Raw genomic sequence first — 11,406 nt, 5'->3', positions numbered from 1 at the left:
TCTCGCCGCGGTTCTTCCGGGACACGCTCGTCAGCCCTCCAGCGCGGCGGACATGTTCTTCTGGACACCCTCGAGCAGCGTCTTCACGTCGGTGCTCTTCAACGTGCCGAGCTTCGAGTCCATGTCCGCGATGACGTCGGCCGTCCCGCTCTTGGTCGGCAGACCCACCGCGTCGCCGGCCTGGTCGAGGAACGGCGCGTACTGCGGGTACTCCTGCTTCCAGGTGCTCGCGGCCGACTCGACGGAGGGCATGACGCCGAACGCCTTCGCGAACGCGAGCTGCTGGTCCTTGCTGACCATCTTCTCGACGAAGGACAGCGCGGCCTTCTGGTTCGGGGAGTCCTTCGCGATGCCCCAGCAGTTGGTGAACTGCAGCGTGCCGGCGCCCTTCGGCCCCGCGGGCAGCTTCGCGACCTCGTAGCCGACGCTCGGGTAGCTGGACGACATCGCGCCGGTGAGCCAGTTGCCCTCGATCGTCATCGCGGCCTTGTTCTTGCCGAACGCGTCACCGCCCCAGCTCTCCCCGAGGTCGCTCGAGAACTTCATCGAGCCGTCGTCGAGCAGGCCCTTGACGTAGTCGAGCGCCTCGACGTTCGCGGCGGAGTCGACCGTGGCCTTCGTCTGGGCGCTGTTGGTCAGCGCGCCACCGGCCTGCGCCATGAACGCCCCGAGTCGCTCGACCTGCGGGCTCACGGCGAGCCCGACACGGCCGTCCTGGGTGAGCTTCTCGGACACGGTCTTCAGCTGGGCCCAGGTCGTGGGGACGTCGCCGTCGGTCAGCCCGGCGGCCTTCCAGTCGGCCTTGTTGATGAAGAGTGCGAGGGTCGAGAAGTCCTTCGGCGCGCAGTACAGCGTGCCGTCGAGGGTGAACGACTTCGTGAGGGTCGGGTAGAAGTCGCCCTTGTCCGTGAGCTGGTCGCCGTACGCCAGGAGCGAGCCGTTCGAGGCGTACCCGGCGAGCGAGGAGGTGCTGACGTAGAAGACGTCGGCGGGCTTGCCGGACGCGAAGCCCTGGGCGAGTTGCTGGTCGAGGTTGTTGGCGGCCTGCACCGTGGCCTTCGTACCGGACGACTTCGCCCACGATGCGGCTGCGCTCTTCACCGCGGCGGTCTCGGCGTCCCCCGACGAGCCGATCAGGACACTGATGGGGTCGTTGCTCGAGGTGAGCTTCCCGGACGCGGATCCACCGGAGCCGCCCGAGCCACCCGAGCCACCCGAACCGGAGAACCCGGACCCGCAGGCCGAGAGGGTGAGCGCCGCGGTGAGGGCGATCGCGCCCGCGGTCAGCTTGCGTGCTGTGCTTCGTCGCACTGGTCGTTGCATCGTGGACTCCTCGTCGAGTTCAGGCCCTCGCGGGCTTCGATCGTTCAAATTTGATCGATCAAACGATGCAAAGGTACACCCTGGACCCGCTACCGTGAACCCTGTGTCCCAGCCCGCCACTGTCGCCGACGTCGCAGCGGCTGCCGGGGTCTCCCGGCAGACCGTCTCGAACGCACTGAACCGCCCGGAGATCGTCCGCGCGGCGACGCTCGACCGCGTGCGAGCCGCGATCGACGAACTCGGGTACCGACCACACGCGTCCGCTCGACGACTCCGCACCAGGCAGAGCAGCACGCTCGGCGTCCGGCTCCCGCCGGTGCACGGCATCTCGGGCGCGGTCCTCGACCGGTTCCTGCACGCCCTCGTCGAACGGGCGGACGAGCGCGGCATGCGGATCCTGCTCTTCACCGCGACCGACCTCGACGACGAGCTCGCGCACATGGAGCGCCTCGTCGAGGGCTCGGACGTCGACGGGTTCGTCCTGACCTCGACGGCCCACGGCGACCCGCGTGCGGCCTGGCTCGGTGCACGCGACGTGCCCTTCGTGACCTTCGGACGGCCCTGGGGCGTGCTGGACATGGACGACGCCGCGCACCCCTGGGTCGACGTCGACGGGCGGGCTGGACTCCGCGACGCCACCGCCGGGCTCGTCGCGCGCGGGCACCGGCGGATCGGGTTCCTCGGGTGGCCGAGTCCCTCCGGCCAGGGAGACGAACGGCGCCTCGGCTGGCGGGACGCCCTGGCGACAGCGGGGCTCGACGACGACCCCGCGCCACTCACGTGCGAGGACGACGTCGCTGCGGCCACGGCCGCTGTGTCGCGCGCGGTGGACGACGGGGCCGCGTTCGACGCCGTGGTCTGCGCGTCGGACACCCTCGCACTCGGCGCCCGCTTCGCCCTGGGTGCCGACGTGCCCGTGGTCGGGTACGACGACACCCCGGTCGCCGAGGCCGTCGGCATCTCGAGCGTCGAGCAACCCCTGGACGCGGCGGCCTCGGCGGCGGTCGAACTCCTGATGGGGTCCGGCCGTTCGGTCCTGCCGGCCACGACCGGGCACCGCCTGCTCGCGCCGCGGGTGGTCTGGCGCGGCTGACGCCCTCCAGCCCGCCCGCGACTGACGGACTCCCCGATCCGCGCTGACGGTCCTCGTGCAACCCGCGACCGACGCCCGCAGCCCGACCCGCGGCCGCCATCCGTCGTCCGTGGTCCGCCTGCGAGTCGGTCGGACACGGTTCGGTGACGACTTCGCGACCGACGAACCGGACGACGGATCGCGGGGCTACCGTCGCCCACGAGGACCATCGGGTGCTCGGACGACCAGGGGGCAGGCATGGCTGGCAAGCAGTACCGCACCACGAGGCGGGCGGCGATCGGGACGGCGTCCGGCGTCGCGATCCTCGCGGTCCTCACGCTCTCCGGCTGCGCGCCGACGACGGCGTCGGATCCGACGACCACGCCCGTCGCCGAGAGCGCGACCTCCGCCTCCGAGGCCGTTCCGGCGTCCCCGTCACCGACGTCGACCCCGCGCCCGACCGCGACGATCACCCCGGTGCCCGGCGTCGACGACGACCGCGGCACGATCCCCGACTCCTGCGCCGGACTCATCACGCCGGGCAGGTGGGACGACGCGTTCGCCTCGGCGCCGTTGAACGACCCGGACGTCGTCGGGGACCCGGTCGAGGTGCCGAAGGACGCCCTGACGCCGGTGCTGCAGCCCGACGGGAAGTCCCTGTACTGCGTCTGGCGCGATCCACGGGCGGACACCACGTTCCTGTCGATCCGGGTCGCCGTCGTCGACTCGTCGAACGCCTACCCCCACCTGCAGAGCGCGCTCGCGGGCTACGACTGCTCGCTCGACGGGTACGGCTACCGCTGTCAGAAGGTCTCGCAGAACAGCCAGTACCCGGTCACCGACGGCGACACCTACTCCACCCGCGGCGACGTCGGCATCCACATCCAGCAGTCGAACGTGTCGACGTCCGGCCTGCTGGACGACGTCATCACGCACGTGTTCTAGCGGACGTCCGGGTCCGCCCGCGGCGCGGGACTCGACCGGACGTGCGCCCGCTCCCCCTGCGGTCCGTACAGGCAGAGCACCTCGGTGACCTCGTCCGTCGTGTTGCCCACCCAGTGCGGCGTGTGGGTGTCGAACTCGACGACCTCCCCCGGCCCGAGGTCGAAGTCCCGGTCGCCGAGCAGCAGCCGGAGGCGCCCGGACAGCACGTACAGCCACTCGTAGCCCTCGTGCGTCCGGAGCGTCCGGTCGGTGTTCGCGGGTCCCGGTGGGATGAGCTGCTTGAACGACCGCACGCCGCCGGTGCGCCGGGTGAGCGGCACGACCACGCGCCCGCCGTGCACCTCGGGCTTGAGGTGCACCCGCGGGTCCCCCGTCGGCGGCGCCCCGACGAGGTCGTCGAGCGGCACCTGGTAGGCCCGCGCGAGCGGCAGGAGCAGCTCGAGTGTCGGCTTGCGCTGCCCGGACTCGAGGCGCGAGAGCGTCGACACCGAGATGCCGGTCTCGGCGGCGAGCGCCGCCAACGTGACGTCGCGGTGCCCACGGAGCGCGCGGAGTCGTGGGCCGACCGCCTCGACGACGTCGGCGGTCGTGCGCGGGGTGATCCGTGCCTCCCGGTCGTGTGCCATGGCACCACTTTGCCAGAGCGGCAACGTTGTTTGCTGGATCCTCACACCCGCGCGCATGCTGCCGTCATGCGAGATCAGTTCGACGTCATCGTCGTCGGCGGCGCGGCCGCCGGCCTGTCAGCAGCCCTCATCCTCGGCCGGTCCCGGCGCTCGGTCCTGGTCGTCGACGCGGGCGAACCGCGCAACGCGCCGGCCGAGGGCGTCCACAACTACCTCGGGCGCGAGGGCGTGTCCCCCTCCGAGCTCGGTCGCGTCGGTCGCGAGGAAGTCGCCGCCTACGGCGTCCAGGTGACGGCCGGGAGGATCGTGGCGACGTCCGCCACGGACGGAGACGGCGCCGACGCGGTCGGCTTCTCGGTCACGTTCGACTCGGGCGCGGTCGTGACGGCACGCAGGCTGGTCGTCGCCTCCGGCGCCGTCGACGTCCTGCCCGAGGTCCCGGGGCTCGCCGAGCAGTGGGGGCGCGGGGTCGTGCACTGCCCGTTCTGCCACGGGTGGGAGATCCGCGACCGTCGCATCGGCGTGCTCGTGACAACGCCGAACGGAGCGCACCACGCCCTCATGTTCCGTGCTCTGAGTGACGACGTGACGGCGTTCGTCACCGATCCTGCGCTGGTCGACGACACCGCTCTGGCAGGTCTCCGGGCGCGCGGGATCGCGGTCGTGCGCCAGTCGGTCGCGGCGGTGGAGTCCGAGGGCGACCGACTGACCGGCGTGACCCTCGGTTCCGGGGACTTCGTCGCGCTCGACGCCCTCGCCGCCGCGAGCACGGCCGAGGCCCGGGTCGACTTCCTCGCCGGGGTCGGTCTGGCGGCCACCGACTTCGTCGTCGGGGGTCACCGGTTCGGGAGCGCGTTGGCGGTCGACGGTGTCGGTCAGACCCCGGTCCGGGGCGTGTACGCGGCCGGGAACGTGACGGCGCCGATGGCGACCGTGATCGCGTCGGCGGCGGCCGGGACGGCGGTCGGTGCGGCGGTGCACGGGGACCTCGTGCAGGCGGACCTCGCGGCTGCGGTGGCTGCTGCGGCGTCGGTCGGGTGAGCGCGGACGCCGCTCGGTGCGAGGTTCCCTACACGGTGGCAGCCGGAAGTCCTCGCACCGTGCGCACGACCTCGCACCGTTCGACGGCGGCCTCGCACGGTGCGAGGTCAGTGTCAGTCGACCCGGTAGCCCGCCTGGGCCGCCAGGAGCGGGGCCAGCGTGAAGAGCTGGTCGCTGCCGATCGTCGCCCCACGGAGCCCGTCGAGCCGCTCCACCCGGTCGAGGTCGGTCTCGCGCAGGTCGACGTGCTCGATCCGGGTGTTCGTCCCCTCGACCACCCGGATCCGCGTGCCCGGGAACGCCACCCGGACGAGCTTCGCGTCGGCGAGGTCGAGCTCCTCGACCACGCAGTCGCGGAACACGACGTCCGTGAGGGTCGCGCCGCGGAGGTTCACGAACCCGAGCTTCATGCCGACGAACTCGACGCCGTTCAGCCCGGAGTCGTAGAGCTCGGCGGACCCGATGCGTCCGCCGGTGACCTGCACGTCGCGCCAGGTGCTGCTCGAGACGCGGAGCACGGGCGCGTCCAGTTCCTCGACCACGGTGTCCCGGATCCGCAGGCCCCGGAGGTCGGCGTCGCCCGCGCGCAGTGACTCGACGACGGACTCCTCGAGCTCGAGGTCGGGCACGCGCTCACCGGCGAGGTCGAGCACGACGATGCGCTTGCCCTCGATCCGGTCGCCGGACAGCACGTCGCCGGGGCCGGGCGTCCACGGTTCGAGGTCGGACGGGGACGGGACGGTGGTGCGCGGGGCGTCGGTGCCGTCGGTTCTGCGGGCCATGCGCTCAGTCTGCCGCGCGGGTCCGACGCCGGAGCTCGCTCGTGAGGGTGTAGTCCTTCGCCGGGCCGCGGGCGTCCCAGCGGACGGTCCACCGCTCGGTGTCGCCGCCGAGCACGCCCGTGTAGTCGTCGGGCGCGCACGCGTGGGCGACGGACGTGTCCCAGACCCACGGGTGGAAGACGCGGCCGTCGGAGAAGTGCACCACCCAGACGCCGTCGCTGCCCCGCTGGACGGACAGCGTCCGCGAGACCGGCACCGCGCGGCCGTCGAGGGTCATCGTGCCGGACTCGTCCCAGCGCACCTCGTCCGGGTCGATCAGGGACAGCGTCGTGCTCCCCGTGACGGTGCCCTCGACGCCGGCGAGCCGGTCGACCACGCTCCGTCGGAGTTCCCACTCCCCGAGGAGGTCCGTCGGCTGCAGCACGCGTCCACCCTACGGCCGCGGGTCTGCGCCGTCCTGCCCACGCCGACGGCGCCGGACCGCGAGCCAAACGGCGGCGCCCACCATGGCCAGAGCGGCTGCGGCGAGCAGGCCACCGGCGATGTCGGCCGTCGAGCCGACACCGTAGTTCGACCAGGGCAGGCCGAGGGCCCACTGTGTCGCCGGACCGGCCACCAGCAACGTGCCGGCCGGCACGACGACCAGCGCCGTCCGCCGCCCGTCCGGCCACGTCGGGTGCAGGAGCACGGCGACACCGGACAGCGCGGCCACCGCTGCCGCACCGAACACCCAGGACGACCCGGAGACCCGCCAGCCGTCGTGCGCGAGCCAGGCCTGGACGTCGTGGACGGTGCGGGCCCAGGCCGCTTCGTGGAAGCCGTACCGCGATGCACCGACCGGCAGCGGCGCGCCGATGACCGCCAGCACCCCGACGACCGCCCCGAGCACCCCGAGGAGCACCGCCCAGAACCGCGGCCCGGCGGCTTGTTCGACGTCGAAGTCGGGGATGCTCACCCGCCGAGGGCGTCCGCGCGGGCCACCCGGTGCTCCTCGTCGGAGATGACGCCGCGGGCGTGGAGGTCGTCGAGCTCGGCGAGCCGCTGTTCGAGCGTCTTCGCGGGCGCGAGGGTCTGGCTCTGCATCGCCCGGTACGCCAGGTCCTCCTGCAGCGTGAACGGGTTCTGCCCGCGCTTCGCCATCCGGCTGCTCCGGACGACGATCGACACGATGATCGCCACGAACCCGAGACCGATGATCGCCGCGACGATCCCGAACAGCACGCCGAACGCGCCGAACCCGTCGCCCATCTCGTTCCCGAACAGCTCTCCGAACACGTCGTCCCCCTTCGTCGGACTGCTCCGACCGTAGTGGACGTCCTGTCGGCAGCGCTGCCCCGCGAACGAGGCCCCGACCTCATCCCGGCAGCGGCCCCGACCTCATCCCCGCAGCGGCCCTGACGCGGGCACGCTCGCCTCGTCCGCGAACCCGCCGACGAGCTCGCGCAGCGCCTCCTCGGCGGTGTGCCGCGGCTCCCACCCGAGCTCGGACCGGGCACGGTCGGTGCGCATGACGGGCACGCCCGCGGCGATGTCGATCCACCCGGCGTCCGTCGGCTGCAGTCGGAGCCGCCACGTGAGCGTCACGAGCCCGCGGAGCAGCCGGAGCGGGATCCGGACGGCCCCACGCATCCCGAGCGCCCGGGCGATGCGGGGTGGGTTGAGCACCGGAGCGGCGGCGATGTTGAACGCGCCCGCCGCCCGCCGGTCCACGACCCGCCAGTACGCGTCGGCGAGGTCGTCGGCGTGCACGGCCTGGAACACGAACGGGTACGGCAGCGGCAGCACCGCCCACCGCACCCAGCGCACGATGCGCATCGGCACGAGGTGTCCGAGGAACAGCCCGTGCAGCTCCGCGGCGGCGGAACGCTGGAAGACGAGCCCTGGTCGGAGCCGCGTCACGGTGATCGTCGGGTGGGCGGCCTCGAACGCGTCGAGGGCCGCCTCGTTCTCCGCCTTGTGCTTCGAGTACGTCGCGGTCGGGATGCCCGTCGCGGGCCAGGACTCGTCGACGGGCGTGCGCTTCCCCGCCGCGTCGACCCCGCGGTACGCGCCCACGGAGGACGCGACCACGACGTGCCCGACGCCGGCACGCACCGCTGCTTCGAGGACGTGTGCCTGCCCGTCGACGTCGGTGCGCCGCTGCGCCGGGATGTCGTGCGTCGGCTGGAGCGCCCAGGCGAGGTGCACCACGGCGTCCGCGCCCTGCAGCACGGCGGTGAGCCGGGGCACGACGCCGGGGTCGCCGACGTCGAGCGCGTGCCAGACGGCGACGTCGTACGGGGCGACCCGGGCGTCGGGCAGCCGGCGCGCGACCCCGACGACCTGCAGGCCACCGTCACCACCACCGGAGCCCCCGTCGGCCCCCTCCCCCGCGAGCCGTGCGGCGGCGAGCCGGCGGAGCAGGGCGGTCCCCACGTTGCCGGTCGCCCCGACGACCACGACCCGCATCAGCGCGACCCGCGCGACGACGCCCCGCGCGACACCCGCGGCGACATCCCACGCGTCATCGCCGCGGGAGCCACCCGCGACCGGGTCGTCATGCCGCGGCCAGGGACGGGTCGAGCACGACCTTCACGCAGTCGTCCTCCTTCTTCTGGAAGACCGAGTACATGCGCGGCGCGTCCTCGAGCGACACCCGGTGCGACGTGAGGTCGAGGGTGCCGAGCGGGTCCGACGAGTCCTGCACGAGCGGCATGATGTCGTCGATCCACCGCTTGACGTTGCACTGCCCCTCGCGGATGGTGATCTGCTTGTCGAAGAGCGTCATCATCGGCATCGGGTCGGCCATCCCGCCGTAGACGCCGCTGAGCGACACGGTGCCGCCGCGGCGGACGAGGTCGATGGCGGTGTGCACGGCTGCCAGCCGGTCCACGCCCGCGGTCTCGATCGCCTTCTGCGCGAGCTTGTCGGGCAGGAGGCCGGCCGCACGCTGCGCGAAGCCCGCGACGGGGTTGCCGTGCGCTTCCATGCCGACCGCGTCGACGACGCCGTCGGGTCCGCGTCCGTCGGTGAGGTCGACCAGCTGCGGCACGAGGTCCTTCGTCAGGTCGAACACCTCGGCGCCGTGCTTCGCTCCGAGGTCGCGACGGACCTGCTCGGGGTCGACGGCGAGCACCCGGTAGCCGAGGTGCTTGCCGATCCGGGCGGCGAACTGTCCGACGGGGCCGAGTCCGAGCACCGCGAGCGTGCCACCCTCGGGGACGTCCGCGTACTGCACGGCCTGCCACGCGGTCGGGAGGATGTCGCTCAGGAAGAGCCACTGGTCGTCCGGTCCGGAGTCGGGGACCTTGATCGGACCGTAGTCCGCGTGCGGGACCCGGAGGTACTCGGCCTGTCCACCGGGGACCTGGCCGTACATCTTCGTGTACCCGAACAGGGACGCTCCGGTGCCGTACTCGGTCACCTGGGTCGTCTCGCACTGCGACTGGAGGCCGTGCCGGCACATCCAGCAGTGTCCGCAGGAGATGTTGAACGGGATGACGACGCGATCGCCGACCGTGAGGTTCGTGACCGCGGAACCGACCTCCTCGACGATCCCCATCGGCTCGTGCCCGAGCACGTCGCCCTTGTCGATGTAGGGGCCGAGCACGCGGTACAGGTGCAGGTCGGAGCCGCAGATCGCGGTGGACGTGATCCGCACGATCGCGTCGGTCGGCTCCTGGATGGTCGGGTCGGGGACGGTCTCGACGGACACCTTCTCGGTGCCCTGCCAGGTCAGTGCGCGCACGTCGCGTTCCTCTCGTGGTCGCTTCCGGGCCGGCCGGGAGGCACGGCTCGTCTCCCCTACGTCGGTACCCGTCCGCCCCGGGGTGCGCTCCCAGCCGCGGCTGCGACGCGGGGTGTGCGACCGGACGCGCGCCGTGCCTCCAGTCCGGTCCGGCGCGCCGACCGCCGGGCGAGGCGACGGTGGCCGACCGGCCACCGGATGATCGTTCCGCGAGGCGATGTGCGGGACCCGACCACGACGGATGGTGGTGGGGATGGACCACCGCACCACCCGCCGCACCCTGCTCGCCGGAGCCGGTGCCCTGCTCGCCACCTCGGCCCTGTCGGCGTGCTCGCCGGCCACGCCCCGTCGCGTCACCGCCCCGTCCCGCTCCGCGACGCCCGTCGCCGTGCCGACGCCGATGCCGACGCCGACGGCCTCACCGACCTGGACGGCGCCGTCGATCACGAAGCGGCCGCTCCCGGCCGGCACGGTGACCGGGCTCCCCGCGGGGACATCGGGGATCGCGTGGACGGTCGACGACGGTGCCTCCTCGGACGTCGTCGGGGCCTACGTCCGGTTCGCCCGGGAGACCGGCACGCGGCTGACGTTCTTCGTCAACGGGGTGCGACCGTCGTGGACGGAGCACGCCGACGCCCTCCGACCACTCATCGAGTCGGGGCAGGTGCAGATCGGGAACCACACGTGGGACCACCCGGCGCTGACCGGGCTCTCCGACCAGGCCATCGAGGACGAGCTCACCCGGAACCACGAGTTCATCGAGCACACGTTCGGTGTCGACGCGCGGCCGTACTTCCGGCCGCCGTACGGGTACCACGACGCCCGGGTGGACGCCGCGGCCGCGCGGGTCGGGTACACGACGCCGCTGCTCTGGTACGGCACGCTCGCGGACTCCGGTGACATCGGCGCCGGTCAGATCGTCGGGTTCGCCGACCAGTGGTTCACCGCGGGGCGGATCGTGATCGGGCACGCGAACCACCCCGGGACGATCGGCGCGCTCCCCCGGCTCGGTCGACTCCTCCGGCAGCGGCGGCTGGCGACCTACACGCTCGACGACGTGTTCTCGCGCTGACCCGGATCGGCACGGTCCAACGAGCGGCCGAAGCAGACCGAGACGTCCGAACCGAAGTAGGCCCCGAAGAGTGGGATCGGCTCGTACCCCTCGCGCTGGTAGAACCGGATCGCATCGGGCTGCGCGGGCCCGGTCTCGAGCACCAGCCGCGGCGCTCCGAGCCGACGGGCCTCGTCCTCGAGCGCCCGCAGCACGGCCGTGGCCACCCCGGTCCCGCGCGCCTCGGGAGCGGTGTACATCCGCTTCACCTCGACCACGCCGGGGCCGAGGACGTCGGCGGCGAGGGGTCGGAGCCCACCGCAGGCGATCGGCGTGCCGTCGGCGTCCCGTGCGACGAGGAACACGGGGACGTCCGCCGCGGACGGCGGCACGCCGGGCTCGTGGTCGCTCGAGCCGTAGCGGGCGTCGAGCTCCCGGCGCTGCGCTCGGCGGAGCCGGTCCGCGTCGGGGTCGTCGAAGGGTGTCGTCGTGATGGTCCAGGGCGTGGCGTCGGGCATGGCCGTCCTTTCGTGACGATCGTTACCGTAACACCTGTTACGCTTCCGGTGTGCCACGGATCCGAGATGACGCCGCGCACCGCGCACGCCTGTCCGACGCGGTGTTCACCACCCTCGCCGAACTCGGCCCGACCGGCCTGACCCTGCGCGCGGTGGCCGAGCGCGCCGGGTGCACGACGGGGCTCGTCCTGCACACGTTCCCCGACAAGCGCGCACTGCTCCTGCACGCCCGCGAGGTCCTGCACGAGCGCACACGGGCACGAGCCGAGGCGTCCGAGGCGTCCGCCCCCGACCCCGCCGCCGCGGTCCGCGCGGTGGCCC

General features: G+C 73.0%; 14 protein-coding genes. 5 read left to right on the top strand and 9 right to left on the bottom strand.

Annotation, left to right across the window (positions count from 1 at the left end; all coding sequences use genetic code 11):
* Positions 1–30: 30 nt before the first annotated feature.
* Entirely contained in the window at positions 31–1,323 is a 1,293-nt protein-coding gene (locus ACSW7Y_RS12630; protein WP_438126625.1) for an extracellular solute-binding protein, read from the bottom strand.
* A gap of 103 nt (positions 1,324–1,426) precedes the next feature.
* On the opposite strand from ACSW7Y_RS12630, the gene ACSW7Y_RS12625 reads away from it, so the two are divergent.
* Together ACSW7Y_RS12625 and ACSW7Y_RS12620 are read left to right on the top strand one after the other, a co-directional pair.
* Positions 1,427–2,416, top strand: coding sequence for a LacI family DNA-binding transcriptional regulator (locus tag ACSW7Y_RS12625; protein ID WP_438126624.1), 990 nt, complete (start codon positions 1,427–1,429; stop codon positions 2,414–2,416).
* A gap of 237 nt (positions 2,417–2,653) precedes the next feature.
* A complete protein-coding gene (locus ACSW7Y_RS12620; protein WP_438126623.1) occupies positions 2,654–3,340 on the top strand; it encodes a hypothetical protein in 687 nt (228 codons plus the stop codon).
* Here the strand turns inward: ACSW7Y_RS12620 and ACSW7Y_RS12615 are convergent.
* The gene (locus tag ACSW7Y_RS12615) at positions 3,337–3,966 is read right to left on the bottom strand and encodes a helix-turn-helix domain-containing protein (RefSeq protein WP_438126622.1); all 630 of its coding nucleotides are present in this window, start codon (positions 3,964–3,966) and stop codon (positions 3,337–3,339) included. The genes ACSW7Y_RS12620 and ACSW7Y_RS12615 overlap by 4 nt on opposite strands.
* A 66-nt stretch (positions 3,967–4,032) precedes the next feature.
* On the opposite strand from ACSW7Y_RS12615, the gene ACSW7Y_RS12610 reads away from it, so the two are divergent.
* Positions 4,033–5,007 carry an NAD(P)/FAD-dependent oxidoreductase gene (locus ACSW7Y_RS12610; protein WP_438126621.1) on the top strand — a complete coding sequence of 325 codons (975 nt, stop codon included), beginning with the start codon at positions 4,033–4,035 and terminating at the stop codon, positions 5,005–5,007.
* Positions 5,008–5,120: 113 nt separating this feature from the next.
* Here ACSW7Y_RS12610 and ACSW7Y_RS12605 read toward each other — a convergent pair whose 3' ends face one another.
* The 6 genes from ACSW7Y_RS12605 to ACSW7Y_RS12580 form a co-directional block, all read right to left on the bottom strand.
* Positions 5,121–5,789, bottom strand: a complete 669-nt coding sequence (locus ACSW7Y_RS12605) for a pentapeptide repeat-containing protein (protein WP_438126620.1) — start codon at positions 5,787–5,789, stop codon at positions 5,121–5,123.
* Positions 5,790–5,793: 4 nt separating this feature from the next.
* Positions 5,794–6,213: a DUF6314 family protein gene (locus ACSW7Y_RS12600; RefSeq protein ID WP_438126619.1), complete on the bottom strand. Its 420-nt coding sequence runs from the start codon at positions 6,211–6,213 to the stop codon at positions 5,794–5,796.
* Between the two features lie 9 nt (positions 6,214–6,222).
* Positions 6,223–6,744 carry a hypothetical protein gene (locus tag ACSW7Y_RS12595; RefSeq protein ID WP_438126618.1) on the bottom strand — a complete coding sequence of 174 codons (522 nt, stop codon included), beginning with the start codon at positions 6,742–6,744 and terminating at the stop codon, positions 6,223–6,225.
* Complete coding sequence (locus ACSW7Y_RS12590; RefSeq protein ID WP_438126617.1) at positions 6,741–7,064, bottom strand: SHOCT domain-containing protein; 324 nt, start codon at positions 7,062–7,064, stop codon at positions 6,741–6,743. The genes ACSW7Y_RS12595 and ACSW7Y_RS12590 overlap by 4 nt, the downstream gene beginning before the upstream one ends.
* Before the next feature lie 102 nt (positions 7,065–7,166).
* The gene (locus tag ACSW7Y_RS12585; protein ID WP_438126616.1) at positions 7,167–8,237 is read right to left on the bottom strand and encodes an NAD-dependent epimerase/dehydratase family protein; all 1,071 of its coding nucleotides are present in this window, start codon (positions 8,235–8,237) and stop codon (positions 7,167–7,169) included.
* Between the two features lie 88 nt (positions 8,238–8,325).
* Positions 8,326–9,516: a zinc-dependent alcohol dehydrogenase gene (locus tag ACSW7Y_RS12580; RefSeq protein WP_438126615.1), complete on the bottom strand. Its 1,191-nt coding sequence runs from the start codon at positions 9,514–9,516 to the stop codon at positions 8,326–8,328.
* A gap of 253 nt (positions 9,517–9,769) precedes the next feature.
* On the opposite strand from ACSW7Y_RS12580, the gene ACSW7Y_RS12575 reads away from it, so the two are divergent.
* Positions 9,770–10,588 (top strand): polysaccharide deacetylase family protein, encoded by an 819-nt coding sequence (locus ACSW7Y_RS12575; protein WP_438126614.1) that lies wholly within the window; start codon positions 9,770–9,772, stop codon positions 10,586–10,588.
* Here the strand turns inward: ACSW7Y_RS12575 and ACSW7Y_RS12570 are convergent.
* Positions 10,558–11,085, bottom strand: a complete 528-nt coding sequence (locus tag ACSW7Y_RS12570; protein WP_438126613.1) for a GNAT family N-acetyltransferase — start codon at positions 11,083–11,085, stop codon at positions 10,558–10,560. The two genes, ACSW7Y_RS12575 and ACSW7Y_RS12570, sit on opposite strands and share 31 nt — an antisense overlap.
* Positions 11,086–11,135: 50 nt before the next feature.
* Here ACSW7Y_RS12570 and ACSW7Y_RS12565 point away from each other — a divergent pair.
* On the top strand, positions 11,136–11,406 hold a 271-nt coding region (locus ACSW7Y_RS12565; RefSeq protein WP_438126612.1), incomplete at its 3' end, for a TetR family transcriptional regulator.

The organism is Curtobacterium flaccumfaciens (assembly GCF_051548005.1).
Lineage (GTDB): Bacteria > Actinomycetota > Actinomycetes > Actinomycetales > Microbacteriaceae > Curtobacterium.
This window is presented reverse-complemented; position numbering and strand designations above follow the sequence as displayed.

What these genes read in the sequence shown, in the direction of transcription:
- ACSW7Y_RS12630 (WP_438126625.1), bottom strand. Translation starts at nt 1,323, where the DNA reads ATGCAACGACCAGTGCGACGAAGCACAGCACGCAAGCTGACCGCGGGC.
- ACSW7Y_RS12620 (WP_438126623.1), top strand. Translation starts at nt 2,654, where the DNA reads ATGGCTGGCAAGCAGTACCGCACCACGAGGCGGGCGGCGATCGGGACG.
- ACSW7Y_RS12615 (WP_438126622.1), bottom strand. Translation starts at nt 3,966, where the DNA reads ATGGCACACGACCGGGAGGCACGGATCACCCCGCGCACGACCGCCGAC.
- ACSW7Y_RS12610 (WP_438126621.1), top strand. Translation starts at nt 4,033, where the DNA reads ATGCGAGATCAGTTCGACGTCATCGTCGTCGGCGGCGCGGCCGCCGGC.
- ACSW7Y_RS12605 (WP_438126620.1), bottom strand. Translation starts at nt 5,789, where the DNA reads ATGGCCCGCAGAACCGACGGCACCGACGCCCCGCGCACCACCGTCCCG.
- ACSW7Y_RS12585 (WP_438126616.1), bottom strand. Translation starts at nt 8,237, where the DNA reads ATGCGGGTCGTGGTCGTCGGGGCGACCGGCAACGTGGGGACCGCCCTG.
- ACSW7Y_RS12575 (WP_438126614.1), top strand. Translation starts at nt 9,770, where the DNA reads ATGGACCACCGCACCACCCGCCGCACCCTGCTCGCCGGAGCCGGTGCC.
- ACSW7Y_RS12570 (WP_438126613.1), bottom strand. Translation starts at nt 11,085, where the DNA reads ATGCCCGACGCCACGCCCTGGACCATCACGACGACACCCTTCGACGAC.